At 66.0% G+C, this 16,422-nt stretch carries 15 protein-coding genes; 13 read left to right on the forward strand and 2 right to left on the reverse strand.

Going from position 1 to position 16,422, the window contains the following annotated elements; all coding sequences use genetic code 11:
• Positions 1–79 precede the first annotated feature (79 nt).
• The 7 genes from uvrC to ACNJYD_RS34715 all read left to right on the forward strand — a co-directional run bounded on the left by uvrC (position 80) and on the right by ACNJYD_RS34715 (position 6,572).
• A complete protein-coding gene (uvrC, locus tag ACNJYD_RS34685) occupies positions 80–2,140 on the forward strand; it encodes an excinuclease ABC subunit UvrC (protein WP_439364653.1) in 2,061 nt (686 codons plus the stop codon).
• A gap of 96 nt (positions 2,141–2,236) precedes the next feature.
• Positions 2,237–2,854 carry a CDP-diacylglycerol--glycerol-3-phosphate 3-phosphatidyltransferase gene (gene pgsA / locus ACNJYD_RS34690; RefSeq protein WP_172788771.1) on the forward strand — a complete coding sequence of 206 codons (618 nt, stop codon included), beginning with the start codon at positions 2,237–2,239 and terminating at the stop codon, positions 2,852–2,854.
• Positions 2,851–3,102, forward strand: a complete 252-nt coding sequence (gene moaD / locus ACNJYD_RS34695; protein WP_172788772.1) for a molybdopterin converting factor subunit 1 — start codon at positions 2,851–2,853, stop codon at positions 3,100–3,102. The genes pgsA and moaD overlap by 4 nt, the downstream gene beginning before the upstream one ends.
• A gap of 237 nt (positions 3,103–3,339) precedes the next feature.
• The gene (locus ACNJYD_RS34700) at positions 3,340–3,807 is read left to right on the forward strand and encodes a molybdenum cofactor biosynthesis protein MoaE (RefSeq protein WP_172788773.1); all 468 of its coding nucleotides are present in this window, start codon (positions 3,340–3,342) and stop codon (positions 3,805–3,807) included.
• Complete coding sequence (gene prmB / locus ACNJYD_RS34705) at positions 3,807–4,766, forward strand: 50S ribosomal protein L3 N(5)-glutamine methyltransferase (RefSeq protein WP_439364654.1); 960 nt, start codon at positions 3,807–3,809, stop codon at positions 4,764–4,766. Before ACNJYD_RS34700 ends, prmB begins: the two co-directional genes overlap by 1 nt.
• 91 nt (positions 4,767–4,857) lie before the next feature.
• Positions 4,858–5,442 carry a phage holin family protein gene (locus tag ACNJYD_RS34710; RefSeq protein ID WP_439364655.1) on the forward strand — a complete coding sequence of 195 codons (585 nt, stop codon included), beginning with the start codon at positions 4,858–4,860 and terminating at the stop codon, positions 5,440–5,442.
• The gene (locus ACNJYD_RS34715; protein WP_260380988.1) at positions 5,442–6,572 is read left to right on the forward strand and encodes a YihY/virulence factor BrkB family protein; all 1,131 of its coding nucleotides are present in this window, start codon (positions 5,442–5,444) and stop codon (positions 6,570–6,572) included. Before ACNJYD_RS34710 ends, ACNJYD_RS34715 begins: the two co-directional genes overlap by 1 nt.
• 47 nt (positions 6,573–6,619) lie before the next feature.
• Here the strand turns inward: ACNJYD_RS34715 and ACNJYD_RS34720 are convergent, their stop codons facing one another.
• The gene (locus ACNJYD_RS34720; RefSeq protein WP_212259358.1) at positions 6,620–7,459 is read right to left on the reverse strand and encodes a class I SAM-dependent methyltransferase; all 840 of its coding nucleotides are present in this window, start codon (positions 7,457–7,459) and stop codon (positions 6,620–6,622) included.
• 313 nt (positions 7,460–7,772) lie between these two features.
• Between ACNJYD_RS34720 and ACNJYD_RS34725 the strand changes: the two genes are divergently transcribed.
• Together ACNJYD_RS34725 and ACNJYD_RS34730 are read left to right on the forward strand one after the other, a co-directional pair.
• Positions 7,773–9,251: an EAL domain-containing protein gene (locus ACNJYD_RS34725; RefSeq protein WP_212259357.1), complete on the forward strand. Its 1,479-nt coding sequence runs from the start codon at positions 7,773–7,775 to the stop codon at positions 9,249–9,251.
• A 15-nt stretch (positions 9,252–9,266) separates the two neighbouring features.
• Entirely contained in the window at positions 9,267–10,121 is an 855-nt protein-coding gene (locus tag ACNJYD_RS34730) for a TIGR01459 family HAD-type hydrolase (RefSeq protein WP_212259356.1), read from the forward strand.
• Between the two features lie 140 nt (positions 10,122–10,261).
• On the opposite strand, the gene ACNJYD_RS34735 is transcribed toward ACNJYD_RS34730, so the two are convergent.
• Complete coding sequence (locus ACNJYD_RS34735) at positions 10,262–10,657, reverse strand: response regulator (RefSeq protein WP_008567674.1); 396 nt, start codon at positions 10,655–10,657, stop codon at positions 10,262–10,264.
• A gap of 230 nt (positions 10,658–10,887) precedes the next feature.
• Here ACNJYD_RS34735 and ACNJYD_RS34740 point away from each other — a divergent pair, with 230 nt between their 5' ends.
• The 4 genes from ACNJYD_RS34740 to ACNJYD_RS34755 all read left to right on the forward strand — a co-directional run bounded on the left by ACNJYD_RS34740 (position 10,888) and on the right by ACNJYD_RS34755 (position 16,411).
• Positions 10,888–11,871, forward strand: coding sequence for a bifunctional riboflavin kinase/FAD synthetase (locus ACNJYD_RS34740; RefSeq protein ID WP_212259355.1), 984 nt, complete (start codon positions 10,888–10,890; stop codon positions 11,869–11,871).
• 203 nt (positions 11,872–12,074) lie between these two features.
• A complete protein-coding gene (gene ileS, locus ACNJYD_RS34745; protein WP_212259354.1) occupies positions 12,075–15,083 on the forward strand; it encodes an isoleucine--tRNA ligase in 3,009 nt (1,002 codons plus the stop codon).
• 10 nt (positions 15,084–15,093) lie between these two features.
• The gene (gene lspA / locus ACNJYD_RS34750) at positions 15,094–15,588 is read left to right on the forward strand and encodes a signal peptidase II (RefSeq protein ID WP_212259353.1); all 495 of its coding nucleotides are present in this window, start codon (positions 15,094–15,096) and stop codon (positions 15,586–15,588) included.
• A gap of 97 nt (positions 15,589–15,685) precedes the next feature.
• Entirely contained in the window at positions 15,686–16,411 is a 726-nt protein-coding gene (locus ACNJYD_RS34755) for a hypothetical protein (RefSeq protein ID WP_439367549.1), read from the forward strand.
• Positions 16,412–16,422: the final 11 nt, after the last annotated feature.

Genomic DNA, 16,422 nt, shown 5'->3' on the forward strand with positions numbered 1-16,422 from the left:
CCGGAAACTGGCCGCCATCCTCTTGCGTGCGGCATGGCCGGAACTTCAAATCGGCACCCCCAGCGCCTAAATTCGCCCCATGGTTCACGATTCCTCCGACAATCCGGACGACCGCGCGCGCAAGCCGCCGCAGCCTGCTGCGAGCGACGCCCCGCCCGAGCGGCTGGCCGCGCCGGACGTCGATCCCGCGGCGGCAGGCGGCGACGACGAGGACGATGCGCTGCTGCCGGACATCCTGGAAGAGAGCGGCGCCGTCGGCGAAGGCCCGCTCGCGACCGGTCACGAGGCGATCGAGCGCGCGGTCCGCCTCGCGCCGACCTCGCCCGGCGTCTATCGCATGCTCAATGCGAACGCCGACGTGCTCTATGTCGGCAAGGCCAAGAACGTCAAAAAGCGCCTGTCCAGTTATGCGCGCCAGAGTGCGCCACTGCCGGCCCGCATCCTGCGCATGATCGCGGCCACCGTCACCGTGGAGATCGTCTCGACCACGACCGAGACCGAGGCGCTGCTGCTGGAGGCCAACCTCATCAAGCAGCTGCGGCCGCGCTTCAACGTGCAGCTGCGCGACGACAAATCGTTTCCCTACATCCTGATCACCGGCGACCATTGGGCGCCGCAGATCCTCAAGCATCGTGGTGCGCAGACCCGGCCCGGACGCTATTTCGGCCCGTTCGCCTCTGCCGGCGCGGTCAACCGCACCATCACGGCGCTGCAGCGGGCGTTCCTGATCCGCTCCTGCACCGATTCCTTCTTCGAGAGCCGCACCCGGCCCTGCCTGCTCCACCAGATCCGCCGCTGCGCCGGCCCCTGCACCCGCGAGATCGATTTCGGCGGCTATTCGACGCTGGTGCGCGAGGCGAGCGACTTCCTCTCCGGCAAGAGCCATGCGGTGAAGCAGGAGCTCGCCGGCGAGATGGAGAAGGCCTCGAACGAGCTCGAATTCGAGCGCGCCGCACTCTACCGCGACCGCCTCGCCGCGCTGTCGGCGATCCAGTCGCAGCAGGGCATCAACCCACGCACGGTGGAGGAAGCCGACGTGTTCGCCATCCACCAGGAGGGCGGCTTCTCCTGCGTCGAGGTGTTCTTCTTCCGCACCGGACAGAACTGGGGCAACCGCGCCTATTTTCCGCGCGCGGAGAAGAGCTTTACGCCCGAGGAAGTGCTGGGGTCCTTCCTGGCCCAGTTCTACGACGACAAGCCGCCGCCGAAGAACATCCTGCTCTCGCACGAGATCGAGGAGAGCGAGCTGCTCGCCAATGCGCTGTCGATCAAGGCCGGCCACAAGGTCGAGGTCACCGCGCCCAAGCGCGGCGAGAAGAAGGAGCTGGTCGCCCACGCACTGACCAATGCGCGCGAGGCGCTCGGCCGCAAGCTCGCGGACACGGCGACGCAAAGCCGCCTGCTCGAGGCCATGGCCGCGACGCTGAGCCTGCCGCACATGCCCAAGCGCATCGAAGTCTACGACAACAGCCACATCCAGGGCACCAACGCGGTCGGTGCCATGATCGTCGCGGGCCCTGATGGCTTCGTGAAGAACCAGTACCGCAAGTTCAACATCAAGTCGGAAGGGATCACGCCCGGCGACGACTTCGCCATGATGCGCGAGGTGCTGGAGCGCCGCTTCAAGCGCCTGATCAACCCGCCCGAGGACGCCGCCACCAAGGCCAAGGACGACGATTTCCCGCAATGGCCCGACCTCGTCATCATCGACGGCGGCCGCGGCCAGCTCAACGCGGTGCGCGAGATCTTCGCCAATCTCGGCCTGACCCAGGTGTCGCTGATGTCGGTGGCCAAGGGGCCGGACCGGGATGCCGGCCGCGAGACCCTGTTCATGCCGGAGCGCGAGGCGATCAAGCTGGAGCCGCGCGATCCCGTGCTCTATTTCATCCAGCGCCTGCGCGACGAGGCCCACCGTTTCGTCATCGGCTCGCACCGCAAGCTGCGCAAGAAGGACATCCGCGAGGCCGGCTTGCAGGAGATTCCGGGCATCGGCCCGTCACGCAAACGTGCCTTGCTGCATCATTTCGGTACCCTGAAAGAGATCGAGCGGGCCTCGATCGCCGATCTCGGCAAGGTTCCGGGGGTCAGCGCCGAGAGCGCCCGCAGGATTTTCGAGTATTTCCATCCCCAGCCGGGGTGAACTAAAGGAGGCGGCGGTCATATGGTCGTCGCATCCTGCATCCCATTTGGGAGTGGAACGGTTGACCTTCAGGCTTGAGCGGTATTGGTAGGACGGATGAACATCGCCACGACACGAGGGACCACCAGCCGCGCGATGTCCCTCCCCAACATCCTGACCTACGGCCGGATCGCCGCGATCCCGGTCGTGGTCGGATGCATCTATGCGCAGTCGATTCTGGATCAGCCGCTCTGGCTGCGCTGGCTCGCGGTCGCCATTTTCATCGCCGCTGGGGTGACCGATTACCTCGACGGCTATTACGCGCGGATCTGGAATCAGCAATCGGCCTTCGGCCGCATGCTCGATCCGATCGCCGACAAGCTGCTGGTCGCCTCCTGCCTGTTGATGCTGGCCGCGGATGGCATCATTCACGGCTGGTCGCTATGGGCCGCGATCGTGATCCTGTGCCGCGAGATCCTGGTCTCGGGCCTGCGCGAATATCTGGCTGCGCTCCGCGTCAGCGTGCCCGTGACCAAGCTTGCGAAATGGAAGACCACAGTCCAGCTGGTAGCGATCGGGTTCCTGCTCGCGGGACCGGCCGGCGACGAGGTCGTGCCAGTGGTCTCGATGATTGGCCTCGCACTGCTGTGGGCCTCGGCGATCCTCACCATGTACACCGGCTACGACTATTTCCGCGCCGGCATCCATCACCTCATCAAGGAGGACGAGGGATGAAGGTGAAGTATTTCGCCTGGGTGCGCGAGCGCGTCGGCAAGGCCGAAGAGACGATCGAGCCGCCCGCGAGCGTGCGCACCGTCGAGGAGCTGATCGCCTGGCTCTCCGGCCAAAGCGAGGCTTATGCGCATGCGTTCGAGAAGCCGAAGGTGATCCGCGCCGCGATCGACCGCGCTCACGTCAAGCAGGACGCCGCCATTGCAGGCGCCCGCGAGGTCGCGTTCTTCCCGCCCATGACCGGCGGCTAGGCTGATGCTCTCGAACAGACGAGCGTACGGTGTCGGCTCACCTCTCCCCAAAGGGGAGAGGCGTAGGCCGCCTTCGGCGGCCGTGTTAGAGAACGCCGAGGCAAAGCCTCGGCTATGTCGCGTAAGCGATCCGGGTGAGGGGGCACAGGTCTCACGAGAGGGCGGATCCCCTCACCCGCGCCTTCGGCGCGACCTCTCCCTATGGGAGAGGTGCGGCACCATCGAAGCGGCACGATCATGACCTGCCCCGTCACCATCCGTATCCAGGAAGACGATTTCGACATCGCGCGCGAGATCTCGGTCCTGACCGGCAGCCGGACCGATATCGGCGCGGTCGTGAGCTTTTCCGGGATCTGCCGCGCCGACGAGGACAGCGCCAACGTCGCGGCGCTGACGCTCGAACATTATCCCGGCATGGCGGAGGAAGAGATCAGGCGCCATGCCGACGAGGCCATTTCGCGCTGGCCGCTCAACGGCGTCACGGTGATCCACCGCGTCGGCCGCTTCATGCCGGGCCAGAACATCGTGCTGGTCGTGACCGCCTCGCAGCACCGGCAGGCGGCGTTCCAGGCGGCCGAGTTCCTGATGGACTATCTCAAGACCAGCGCGCCGTTCTGGAAGAAGGAAGAGAGCGCCACCGGCACCGGCTGGGTCGAGGCCCATGCCCGTGACGACGAAGCCGCCGCACGCTGGACGAAATCCTGATGGCTAAAGTTACGAAGAAGACCGCGCGCGGCCGCGCCGCGCCGAAGCTCGCGAAGGTGGGACCCGGCGAGCTTCTCACGCTGCTCGACTTCGTCCGTTACGCGGTGAGCCGCTTCGTCGAGGCGAAGCTCGCCTTCGCCCATGGCACGACCGATCCCGTCGCGGAAGCCGCGTTCCTGGTCTGCGAGGCGCTGCATCTCACTCCCGACCAGTTCGAGATCTTCGCCAACGCGCGCGTCACCGCCGCGGAAGGCAAGACCCTCCTCGATCTCATCCATCAGCGCGTCACGACGCGCAAACCGGCCGCCTATCTCGTCAACAAGATCTACATGCGCAGCCTGCCCTTCTATGTCGACGAGCGCGTCATTGTTCCGCGCTCCTTCATCGGCGAGCTCCTGGAGTCGCATTTCGGCGCCGACGGCGAGGCCGGATCGCTGATCGACGATCCGACGGCGGTCGAGCGCGTGCTCGATCTCTGCACGGGCTCGGGATGCCTTGCGATCCTCGCCGCGCATCATTTCCCGAACGCCACCGTCGACGCCGTCGACATCTCCAAGGGCGCGCTCGAGGTCGCTGCGCGCAATGTCGGCGAATACGGGCTCGAGGACCGGATCAGCCTCTATCGCGGCGACCTGTTCGCCCCGCTCGGCGGCAACAGATACGACCTGATCATCACCAACCCGCCCTACGTCGATGCCGAGGGCATGGCGGCATTGCCGCCGGAGTGCCGGGCCGAGCCGAAGCTCGCCTTCGATGGCGGCGCCGACGGTCTCGACGTGGTGCGCCGGATCCTGCGCGATGCGCCCGATCACCTGACGCCGCAGGGCGGGCTGATCTGCGAGATCGGCCGCGGCCGCGAGCTGGTCGACGAGGCCTTTCCGGAACTGCCGCTGCTCTGGCTCGACACCGAAGATTCCGAGGGCGAGGTGTTCTGGATCGCAGCCGCCGATCTCGCCTGATTCATCACGGCCGGTCACGCTCAATCGGAACAAGTCAAATATCGCCACGTTCATCCCCCGACGAATTTTCTAGTCCTTGGAGGATGTCCGCATGCTCGCGCCATCGGGCGAATTGCTGCGCGCCGGGATGGCGCTCAAGCTCAATCACGTCAAACGCGCTGCTCAATCCTATCTGCGTGACCAGACCAGCCAGGCCACGGGCAAGTTGACGTCTTACGCGGTGGCCGGCGGACTGTTCGCAGTCGCGGGCCTGTTCGTTGTCGCGGCGTTTTTCGTCGGACTGATCGCCTTGTACCGCTGGGTGGCGATCACCTACGGGCAATTCTGGGGATTTGGCGCGGTCGCGGCAGTGCTGCTGGTGCTGGCTGCGGTCTGTGCCGGCGTGGCCATGGCGCAGATGAAACGCAAGGCCAAGCCGGTGGTGCCGCTCGCGAGCCGTCTGCGCGTGGCGGTCGCCACGCCCCGGATCCCGCGTGGAACGGTCAAGGAGGCCGTGAAGGAGGTCGCAACGACGATTCCCCTCGCGCCGCTCGCACCGGGCGAGCGCGGCGGCATCAAGACCTGGCCGGCCCGCGCCAACCATCCCGTGCAGCTCGGCCTGATGCTCGCGGCGGTCGGCCTGGTCGGGCTGACGGCCGCCCGGCGGCGACGCAACAGGCGCAGTCTGGAGGCGTGATGCTGGCGCGGCGCTCCGAACAGATCGACTCCTGGCTGCTGGTGGCGGCGACGGCCGTGTTCGTGCTGACCGCGGAGCACTACTTTCAGGATTCCGGCCTGGCGAGGCCCGGGCCTCCGCCAGACCACCGCAAGGGCGAAGCGAATTCCCCGGAAACGCACCCGGCCGGCGCGGCGATGCAGCCGGGCCGCGGCCGCCGGGCGAAAAGCCCGTTCGAGATCCCCTGGGCGGGCTGGAAGGATATTTTCTGGCGGACCTATCAGCGCATCGACGAGGATCGCCTGCTCGCGACGGCGGGCGGCGTCGTCTTCTTCGGCCTGCTCGCGCTCTTCCCCGCCGTCACCGCGCTCGTCTCCTCCTATGCCCTGTTTGCCGATCCCGCGACGATCAGCGCCAACCTCCAGACGCTTGCGACAATGCTGCCCGAGGGCTCGTTCCAGATCGTCGAGGACCAGGTCGCGCGCGTGGTGTCGAACGGCAATACGACGCTCGGTGTCACCTTCCTGGTCGGCCTGCTGCTTGCGATCTGGAGCGCCAATGCCGGCGTCAAGGCGATCTTCGACGCCCTCAACGTCGCCTATGAGGAACGCGAGAAGCGCAGCTTCATCCAGCTGAACATGATCTCGCTGGCCTTCACCGTCGGCGGCATCGTGGCGCTGCTGTTGATGGTGGGAGCCGTCGTCGCCTTCCCGCTTGCGCTCAATCATCTCGGCATGGCGCCGGAAAGCAAGCTGATCGTGGCGCTGGCACGATGGCCGCTGCTGTTCGTCATCCTGCTGGTCGCACTCGCCATTCTCTACCGCTTCGCGCCCAGCCGTGACGCGCCGCGCTGGCAATGGCTGAGCCTCGGCGCCGTGATGGCCGCGATCCTCTGGATCGCAGGCTCTGCCCTGCTGTCCTGGTATCTCTCGGAATTCGCCAATTACAACGCGACCTACGGCTCTCTGGGCGCGGCGATCGGCCTGATGATGTGGATGTGGATGTCGGCGATCGTCATCATGTTCGGCGCCGAGCTGAATTCGGAGATCGAGCGGCAGACGCTCAAGGACACCACCGAGGGGTCTCCCAAGCCGCTCGGCACCCGCGACGCCGTCTCCGCCGACACGGTCGGCGCTACCGCGCCATTTTGATCGGTGGCGGTCGGGCCGGAGCTGGCCCGACCGCATCTCGGGCGCGGTCAGCGCTTGGTGATCACGGCTTCCAGATATTCGCTGTGCACCACGATCGTGCCGTCATCGGCGTGGTTGAACTCCCCGAGCAGCGCCAGCAGATCGCGCGTCAGCGCGGCCTGGCCGCTCGCGTCGAGCGCAGCAAACGCCTTCAGCGTGGGCCCGTAGAACGTCTTGAAGATGTCGAGCCAATGGTCCGGCGAGCGATAGCGGAACACGAACATGCGCGGGTCGGCGGCGATCTCCGCGGCCACGCCGCCGAACATTTCCTCGAGCCGTGCCGTCGTGCCCCACATGGCGGGCGATTTCACGCCCGCCGGCGGCGGCAAATGCTTGCCGATGGTCTTGAACAGCTGGCCGATGAAGCCTTGCGGCGTCCAGTTGGCAAGACCGATCTTGCCGCCGGATTTGCAGACCCGCGCGAGCTCGGACGCGGCCTTGTCCTGATCCGGGGTGAACATCACGCCGAAAGTGGAGAGCACGACGTCGAAGCTGGCGTCGGCAAACGGCAGCGCTTCGGCATCCGCCTCGCGGAACTCGACGGTGAGATGTTCGGCCATCGCGCGCTCGCGCCCGCGCTTGAGCAGCGCCGGCACGTAGTCGGTGGATGTGACGTCGCACCAGCGCCGCGCCGCTGCCAGCGTCGCATTGCCGTTGCCGGCGGCGACGTCCAGCACCTTGCTGCCGGCGCGCAAGTCGATGGCCTCGCAGAGCTGTTCCCCGACGATCTGCAAGGTGGTGCCGACCACGGCATAGTCGCCCGACGACCAGGCGCCGTGCTGGCGCTGCTTGACGGCGGCAAGATCGGGTTGGGGGGCAGCTGGCTTGAGGGCGGCGGATGTCGACATGGCAATCTCCTGCGGTTGAACGCCGGGACGATAGAGCGCATGCGGCTCGCTGGCCTTGAGGGCGGCATGATTTTCCGCTGAGAGCGTCTTGATTTCCGCACCGGAGCCGCAGAGGCCGTGCGAGGTTTCGCAGCCGCTGCCTCGAAAGCTTTCGGCCGCGGACCGACCGGGCTGCGAAACAGCCACTATCCCCTCGAATCAACAATGATGTTAGGCTCATGGATGCTTGGGGGAGCATGAGGCGTGACGGAGTCGAGCGCGACCCGTGTTTTCCCGGGTGAAGCAGTCAGCTCTTAAAGGCATAACGCGCGGCATGATTCGCATTTCGACGATCTTCATCGCCATCTGCATGGTCCTGGTCGCGGCCTCGCTCGGGCTCGTGCTCTATTCGGTCGCCGGCATCAGCGGAACGGAATCGGCGATCGTGGCGCTGACCGCGCTGACCTTCCTGATCCTCTACAACGCGGTGTCGATGCGGCTGCGCGACCGCAGCGACGTCGGCGGCCAGATCGCCGACCTGTCGCGCGGCACCGCCGACCTCGCCCGCCAGGTGGCCGAGTTCGGCCGCCGGTTGGCTGCCATCGAGAGCCGCATCGCCTCGTCGAATTCGACCAATTCCGACCGAATCCAGTCGGTCATCGGCGAGATCAACGAACTGGGCGGATTGGTCAGGCAGCTCGCCACCACCGTCGCGGCCCATGAGGATCTGCTCGCCGGCCACGCGCCGGCGCCCGCACCCGCCCCGGTCACGCGGCCCGAGCCGGAAACGCCGATCGATCTGGCTGCCCCCTTCGAGGAGAAGCCGTTCGCTCCTCCTCCGCTTCCGGAGCCCCCGCCACGGCCGGCGCCGCCGCCGGTCCAGGTCCAAGCGGCCAGCCCGGTTCAGGCCGCCAATGGACGCAACCAGACCCAGTTGCTGGCGACGCTGCGCAATGCGGTCGACGAGAATCGCATCGATATCTTCCTGCAGCCGATGGTGACGCTGCCGCAGCGCAAGGTGCGGTTCTACGAGGCGGTGACGCGCCTGCGCGACGAGCGCGACCAGTTGATCGCGGCCGAGGAGTTCATCAGCATCGCGGAAGCCTCCGGGCTGATCGGGCGCATCGACAACATGGTGATGCTGCGCTGCGTGCAGGTGCTGCGGCGCCTGATGGTGCGCAACAAGGACGTCGGCGTGTTCTGCAACGTCGCGGCCTCCACAGTCGGCAATTCCACCACCTTCGCGCAATGCCTCGATTTCCTCGAAGCCAACCGCGCGCTGGCGCCCTCGCTGGTGCTGGAGTTCAAGCAGTCGACCTTCCGCAATCTCGGTCCGGCCGAGACCGAGAACCTCGCGGCACTGGCCCAGCGCGGCTTCCGTTTCTCGATCGACCATGTCACGGATTTGCGCATCGAGCCGCGCGAGCTGGCCGATCGCGGGGTCCGCTTCATCAAGGTGCCGGCCGCGCTGCTGCTCGATCCCAAGCAGGCTTCCGCCTCCGACATCCACCCCTCCGACCTCTCCGACCTGCTCGGCCGCTTCGGCATCGACCTGATCGCCGAACGGATCGAAGGCGAGCGCGCGGTGGTCGACCTGCTCGACTATGACGTACGGTTCGGCCAAGGGTTCCTGTTCGCACCGCCCCGGCCATTGCGGCCCGAAGGGGCATCTGCTACCGGCGGGGCCTCGCCGAACCAGGCGCAGGACATTCAGGGATCCAATGGCTCCGCCACACCCAGCTCAGGCGCAACGTCCGCTGCGCCTCCGTCCCAACGCATCACAGGCAACGCGGCGCTCGCGCGCCGCATCTGATCGGCCGCGCACGTCATGACCGCGCTGCATTTTGCCGAAGGCCTGCGCGAGCTCGTGGGCGGTGTGGAGGTCGTGCTCAGCGACATCTGGGGCGTGGTCCATAACGGGCTGGAATCCTTCCCCGAGGCCTGCGAGGCGCTGCACACCTATCGCAGCCGCGGCGGTACGGTGATCCTGATCACCAACGCGCCGCGCCCGGCCGACTCCGTGCAGCGGCAATTGCGCAAGCTCGGCGTCCCCGATGAGACCTATGACGCGATCGTATCTTCAGGCGATCTGACCCGGCTCTATGTCGCCGATCATCCCGGCCGCAAGATGTTCTGGCTCGGCCCCGAGCGCGACAACTCGATATATCGCGGCCTCGATGCGGTGACCGCGCCGCTGGAGGAAGCCGATTACATCGTCTGCACCGGCCTCTACGACGACGAGACCGAGACGGCGGAAGACTATCGCGGCATGATGCTGAAGGCGCGCGAGCGCAAGCTGACGCTGGTCTGCGCCAACCCCGACATCGTGGTGGAGCGCGGCGACCGGCTGATCTACTGCGCCGGTGCCATCGCCGAGCTCTATCGCGAGCTCGGCGGCGAGGTGATCTTCTACGGCAAGCCGCACCGGCCGATCTATGAGCGCGCCATGGCGCTCGCCGGGGAGCGCCATGGCTATCAGATCGACCGGAAGAAGGTGCTGGCGATCGGCGATTCCGTCCGCACCGACTTAACCGGCGCCCGCGAATTCGGCATCGACTGCCTGTTCGTCACCCGCGGCATCCATGCCGAGGAGTTCGAGGGCCTCGACCAGCTCGACCCGAATTCGGTGATGGAGCTGTTCGGCCACCCGCCGAAGGCGCTGATGCGCGAATTGAAGTGGTAGAAAATATCGTGCCCCGGACGCAGCTCGAAGAGCTGCAGAGCCGGGGCCTAGAACCCGCGAGCGATGTCGTGGGATAGACTGGGTCCCGGCTCAGCGTCGCGTCACTGACGCGCCGCGCCTTGTCCGGGACAGGATCGCGCTTACGCGCTCGCCATGTCCGGGAAGACCGCCTCGATCTTGGTCTTCAGCGTCGCCGCGTTGAACGGCTTGACGATGTAATTGTTCACGCCGGCCTTCTTGGCCGCGATCACGTTCTCGGTCTTCGATTCCGCGGTGATCATGATGAAGGGCGTGGTGGCGAGGTTCGGATCCGCGCGGACTTCGCGCAAGAGGTCGTAGCCCGTCATCGGCTCCATGTTCCAGTCGGAGATCACGAGCCCGTACTTCTTGCCGCGCATCTTGTTCAGCGCTGCCGAACCGTCGCTGGCATCATCGATGTTCTCAAAGCCAAGCTGCTTCAGCAGATTCCGGATGATACGGATCATGGTGCTGTAGTCATCCACCACCAGAACCGGCATCGACAAATCAACCGCCATCTCGACTCCCCCAACGCAAACCAAGGAATATTACGATCGGACCTGCCAGGCCGGCGCCCGGCAGTTCCACGCCTCAAGCACTAGCACCAAGGCCTTAAACAGCGCGTTAACTGCGGGCAGCTCCGAAGGACTGAAATCGTGTTCAATGTCTGCCCGCCCCGCCGCTTGACTTCGCACGGCCGGTCGCGCCACGGTCCGGGCCGGTCCTGCCCGGTTCGAGAATTCCCCTGATGGCTCCGCCTTTTACCGTCATCCGCGATACAACGCCGGATTCCGCGATTCCAAGGGGCGCCGTGGTCGCCATGGGCAATTTCGACGGCGTTCACCTCGGCCATCGCGCCGTCATCGCGGCTGCCCTGGAGATGGGCAGGGCGCATGGCCGCCCTGCGCTGGCATTGACCTTCGAGCCGCATCCGCGGCGGTTTTTCAGTCCCAACACCCCGCAATTCCGCCTGACGGACGAGCGGGCCAAGCTGCGGCTTCTGGCCGGCACCGGGCTTGCCGGCGCCGTGGTCATGACCTTCGACAAGGCCCGTGCCGGAACCAGCGCGCAAGATTTCATTCACCATGACCTGATCGGGCGTCTCGGGGTCAGCGGCATTGCCGTCGGCTACGACTTCCATTTCGGCAAGGGTCGGGTCGGCTCGCCCAGCCTTCTCGTCAACGAGGCGCCCCGGCTCGGCATCGAGGTCGACGTGCAGGCGCATGTCGATATCGACGAACGGCCGGTCTCCTCCAGCGCGATCCGGATCGCGCTCGCCGAGGGCCAGCTCGACGAGGCCACGACCATGCTGGGCGCGCCCTGGTTCATCACCGGCGAGGTGATCCACGGTGAAAAGCGCGGCCGCGACCTCGGCTATCCCACCGCCAACATCCGCCTGGACGCCAATTGCGGCCTCAAGCATGGCATCTACGCGGTGCGGGTCGGCCGCGGCCAGGGAAAGGATCAGGAGCGTCTGGACGGGGTGGCCAGCTTCGGCCGCCGCCCGACCTTCGACAATGGCGCTCCGCTCCTCGAAATCTTCCTGTTCGACTTCAAGGGCGACCTCTACGGACAGGCGCTCGACTGCGCCTTCATCGGCTTCATCCGCGAGGAGCTGAAATTCGATGATCTGGAGGCCCTGATCCGGCAGATGGACGACGATTCCGCCCGCGCCCGCGCCATGCTCGCCGCCGCGCCGGACGCGTTTCCGCGGCTGGGCGCGATCGATTGAGCCGAAACCCGGCCTCGCCGGCCCTTTGCGCTTCCTCCGGCCCCCTGCTATGGAGAGCCCATGTTTGCGCGGCGCATCATAGGGATTAGCGGCCCGGCTTCCGCCTGAGCCTGAAGGCTCGGCGCAAGACCGGGATTTCGTCGTTTCACCCGCGATTCCGCATCGCCATCCGTTCCCGCGCCCTTTCCGAGCCAGTCAGCCTCATGTCCGAAAAGCCGCAAAAGTCCCAAAAGTCTGAAGCCAAAGACTATTCGAAGACCCTGTTCCTGCCGCAGACCGAATTCCCGATGCGCGCCGGCCTGCCGCAGCGCGAGCCGGAGATCCTCAAGCGCTGGTACGAGATCGGCCTCTATGAGAAGCTGCGCCAGAATGGGAAAGGCCGCGCCAAGTTCGTGCTGCATGACGGCCCGCCCTACGCCAACGGCAACATCCATATCGGCACGGCGCTGAACAAGATCCTGAAGGATCTCGTCACCAAGAGCCAGCAGATGCTCGGCTTCGATTCCAACTACGTGCCGGGCTGGGACTGCCACGGCCTGCCGATCGAGTGGAAGGTCGAGGAGGAGCATTATCGCAAGAAGGGCAAGCAGAAGCCCGACTTCCGCGACTCCGCCGCGATGATCGATTTCCGCAAGGAGTGCCGCGCCTATGCCACGCACTGGCTCGGCGTGCAGCGCGAGGAGTTCAAGCGCCTCGGCGTCATCGGCGATTGGGACCATCCCTACGCCACCATGAGCTATCCGGCCGAAGCCCAGATCGCGCGCGAGCTGATGAAGTTCGCCGCCAACGGCACGCTCTATCGCGGCTCCAAGCCGGTGATGTGGAGCGTGGTCGAGAAGACCGCGCTGGCCGAAGCCGAGGTGGAGTACGAGGACCACACCTCCGATACGGTGTGGGTGAAGTTCCCGGTGACCTCGCCCGCGCACGGTGCGCTCGCCTCCGCAAGCGTCGTGATCTGGACCACGACGCCCTGGACGCTGCCCGGCAACCGCGCCATCTCGTTCTCGCCGAAGATCGCCTATGGCCTCTACAAGGTGACGGACGCCCCCGCCGACAATTGGGCCAAGACCGGCGACCTCCTGATCCTCGCCGATGCGCTCGCGGAAGACGTCTTCAAGCAGGCGCGGGTGACGGCTTACGAGAAAGTCCGCGACGTCCCCGGCGACACCATGGACGCGATCGAGTGTGCCCATCCGCTGAGGGGCGTTGGCGGTGGCTACGACTTCGTCGTGCCGCTGCTGCCCGGCGACCATGTCACCGACGACACCGGCACCGGCTTCGTGCACACCGCGCCCGGCCATGGCCGCGAGGACTTCGATGCCTGGATGGCACAGGCGCGCGATCTCGATGCGCGCGGCATCAACACCGCGATCCCCTATACCGTCGACGAGAACGGCGCCTACACCGATCATGCGCCGGGCTTTGTCGGCAAGCGCGTCATCACCGACAAGGGCGAGAAGGGCGATGCCAACGAGGCCGTGATCAAGGCGCTCGTCGACAGAGGCATGCTGCTCGCGCGCGGTCGGCTCAAGCATCAATATCCGCACTCCTGGCGCTCCAAGAAGCCGGTGATCTTCCGCAACACACCGCAATGGTTCATCGCGATGGATAAGGACATTGCGCAGGGCGGCAAGGCCAAGAGCGGCGACACGCTGCGCGCCCGCGCGCTGCATGCCATCTCGGTGACGCAATGGGTGCCGCCGTCGGGCGAGAACCGCATCAACGGCATGATCGAGGCGCGCCCGGACTGGGTGATCTCGCGCCAGCGCGCCTGGGGCGTGCCGATCGCCGTGTTCGTGCGCGAGAAGGGTGACGGCTCCGCCGAGATCCTCCAGGACGAGGCCGTCAATGCGCGCATTGGCGAAGCCTTCGAGAAGGAAGGCGCCGACGCCTGGTACGCGACGGGCGCGCGCGAGCGCTTCCTCGGGCCCCGCGCGAACGAGGACTGGCAGAAGGTCGACGACATTCTCGACGTCTGGTTCGATTCCGGCTCGACCCACGCTTTCGTGCTCGAAGATCCCGTGCAGTTTCCCGGGCTCGCCGGCATCAAGCGCAAGGTCGACGGCGGCGCCGACACGGTGATGTATCTGGAAGGCTCGGACCAGCATCGCGGCTGGTTCCATTCCTCGCTATTGGAAAGCTGCGGCACGCGCGGCCGCGCGCCTTACGACATCGTGCTGACCCACGGCTTCACCCAGGCCGAGGACGGCCGCAAGATGTCGAAGTCGCTCGGCAACACCATCGAGCCGCAGGCCGTCATCAAGGAATCCGGCGCCGACATCCTGAGGCTCTGGGTCGCGTCCTGCGACTACACCGACGACCAGCGCATCGGCCCCGAGATCCTGAAGAACACAGTCGAGACCTACCGCAAGCTGCGCAACACCGTGCGCTGGATGCTCGGCACGCTGCATCATTACAAGCCGGCCGACGCCGTCGCGCCCGCCGAGATGCCCGAGCTCGAGCGCTTGATGCTGCACGAGCTCGCGGTGCGCGCCGCTGCGATCGGCAAGGCCTATCGGGAGTTCGACTACAAGACCGTGGTCGCGATCCTGTCCGCCTTCCTGAACAGCGAGCTCTCCGCATTCTATTTCGACATCCGCAAGGATACGCTCTATTGCGATCCGCCCTCCTCGCTGACGCGCAAGGCGGCGCTGACGACGATCGACCTGTTATGCGCCTCGATCCTGAAATGGCTGGCGCCGATCCTCAGCTTCACTGCCGAGGAGGCGTGGCGCATGTACCGGCCCGACCCCGAACCGTCGGTGCATCTGACGCTGTTCCCCGCCGATCTCGAAGCCTTGCGCGACGACGAGCTCGCCGCGAAGTGGGAGGCGATCCGCAACGTCCGCCGCGTCGTCACCGGCGCGCTCGAGCTGGAACGCGCCGCCAAGAACATCGGCTCGTCGCTGGAGGCATCGCCTGTGATCTATGTCGCCGATCGCGGCATGCTGGCGACCTTGTTCGACATCGATCTGGCTGAAGTCTGCATCACCTCGAACTACGAGGTGCGGGAGGGCGAGGCGCCGGCCTCGGCATTCCGCCTCGATGCCGTCCCCGGCGTCGCGGTCGCGGTGGAGAAGGCGGTCGGCACCAAATGCGCCCGCTCCTGGAAGATCTCGCCGATGGTCGGCGAAGACGCCGAATATCCCGACGTCACCCCGCGCGACGCCAAGGCGCTGCGCGAATGGAAGGCGTTGGGGGTGGCGGTCTGACCGGCCGGCCATGACCCCGCTCCGCGCCGGCATCCTCGCGGCCATGGTCACGCTCGTGGCCGACCAAGCCTCGAAGCTCTGGCTCCTGAACGTGTTCGACCTCGCCCGTCGCGGCGCTGTGCGGGTGACGCCGTTCTTCGACCTGGTGCTGGCCTGGAACATCGGCATCAGCTTCGGCTGGCTCCAGAACGACAGCCAGGCCGCGCAGCTCACGCTGATGGCCGTCAAGGCCATTGCCGTGGTTGCGCTGGCGATCTGGATGGCGCGCTCGCACACCGTGCTCGCGACCGTCGCGCTCGGCCTGATCATCGGCGGCGCCATCGGCAATGGCATCGACCGCCTGGCCTATGGCGCGGTGGTGGATTTCGCCCTGTTCCACATCGAGATCGCCGGAAATACCTATAATTGGTATGTGTTTAACCTCGCGGACGTGGCCATCGTTGCTGGGGTGGCGGCGCTATTGTATGATTCCTTCTTGGGGGTACCCGCCGCAAAAGCGCCCTGATCCCGGCCGATACGGACCGGCAGGTGGAACCCTGCTTTTGCAAGGGTTTGAGCCGCGTGCGAGCGGCAATCTGCTACAATTTGAAACAGGTACGGTCATGCGCAGCTCGAAGACCAGTGGTTCGATGGTTCGAGACTCCCAATCGGGGGTCTGGCGGGCACTGAAATTGTCCGCCGTCGCGCTCGGCATCGGCCTCGTCATGTCGACCGGCGCCGCCCGTGCTGCTGACGATGACGACGACGACATGACCTTCGAAGAGAAGCTCATCGACGGCCTGATGTCCGGTCTTGGCGCCAAGAGCATGGGAAAACCCGGCATCGAATACCGCGAGCGTTCGCCGCTGGTCGTGCCGCCCAAGCTCGACCTGCCGCCACCCGCCGCAGCCGAGGCCGCGGCTGCGCCAAACTGGCCGAAGGACCCCGACGAGAAGCGCCGCAAGGAAGCTGTCGCCGAGCGGAAGAAGTCCGGCAACAAGGCAACGGAGTACTGGAAAAATGCCCAGCCGCTGTCGCCCGCCGAGATGAACGCCCACAAGACGGCCGCCGCCGAAAAGACCGGCAATGATCCGGCCCAACCAGGCACCAACATCGCCAATCCGACGATGAGCCCAGCCGAACTCGGATATACCGGCGGGCTGTTTAAACTGTTCAAAGGGAACGCGCCCGAGTCGAAGCAGTTTACGTCGGAGCCGCCACGCCAATCGCTGGTGGAGCCGCCGCCCGGATATCAGACGCCGTCGCCGAACTACGCCTACGGCTCCGGCCCGGATGATTCGAAGCGAACCTATTTCGACGTCCTATCCGGCAAGGAGAAGGAGCGATAACGCTCCTGCCC

Origin of the sequence: Bradyrhizobium sp. SPXBL-02 (genome assembly GCF_051853065.1) — a bacterium.
Taxonomy (GTDB): domain Bacteria; phylum Pseudomonadota; class Alphaproteobacteria; order Rhizobiales; family Xanthobacteraceae; genus Bradyrhizobium.

Excerpts from the sequence above, each read along its gene's own strand:
- uvrC (WP_439364653.1), top strand. The coding sequence starts at position 80 with ATGGTTCACGATTCCTCCGACAATCCGGACGACCGCGCGCGCAAGCCG.
- pgsA (WP_172788771.1), top strand. The coding sequence starts at position 2,237 with ATGAACATCGCCACGACACGAGGGACCACCAGCCGCGCGATGTCCCTC.
- moaD (WP_172788772.1), top strand. The coding sequence starts at position 2,851 with ATGAAGGTGAAGTATTTCGCCTGGGTGCGCGAGCGCGTCGGCAAGGCC.
- ACNJYD_RS34700 (WP_172788773.1), top strand. The coding sequence starts at position 3,340 with ATGACCTGCCCCGTCACCATCCGTATCCAGGAAGACGATTTCGACATC.
- prmB (WP_439364654.1), top strand. The coding sequence starts at position 3,807 with ATGGCTAAAGTTACGAAGAAGACCGCGCGCGGCCGCGCCGCGCCGAAG.
- ACNJYD_RS34710 (WP_439364655.1), top strand. The coding sequence starts at position 4,858 with ATGCTCGCGCCATCGGGCGAATTGCTGCGCGCCGGGATGGCGCTCAAG.
- ACNJYD_RS34715 (WP_260380988.1), top strand. The coding sequence starts at position 5,442 with ATGCTGGCGCGGCGCTCCGAACAGATCGACTCCTGGCTGCTGGTGGCG.
- ACNJYD_RS34720 (WP_212259358.1), bottom strand. The coding sequence starts at position 7,459 with ATGTCGACATCCGCCGCCCTCAAGCCAGCTGCCCCCCAACCCGATCTT.
- ACNJYD_RS34725 (WP_212259357.1), top strand. The coding sequence starts at position 7,773 with ATGATTCGCATTTCGACGATCTTCATCGCCATCTGCATGGTCCTGGTC.
- ACNJYD_RS34730 (WP_212259356.1), top strand. The coding sequence starts at position 9,267 with ATGACCGCGCTGCATTTTGCCGAAGGCCTGCGCGAGCTCGTGGGCGGT.
- ACNJYD_RS34735 (WP_008567674.1), bottom strand. The coding sequence starts at position 10,657 with ATGGCGGTTGATTTGTCGATGCCGGTTCTGGTGGTGGATGACTACAGC.
- ACNJYD_RS34740 (WP_212259355.1), top strand. The coding sequence starts at position 10,888 with ATGGCTCCGCCTTTTACCGTCATCCGCGATACAACGCCGGATTCCGCG.
- ileS (WP_212259354.1), top strand. The coding sequence starts at position 12,075 with ATGTCCGAAAAGCCGCAAAAGTCCCAAAAGTCTGAAGCCAAAGACTAT.
- lspA (WP_212259353.1), top strand. The coding sequence starts at position 15,094 with ATGACCCCGCTCCGCGCCGGCATCCTCGCGGCCATGGTCACGCTCGTG.
- ACNJYD_RS34755 (WP_439367549.1), top strand. The coding sequence starts at position 15,686 with ATGCGCAGCTCGAAGACCAGTGGTTCGATGGTTCGAGACTCCCAATCG.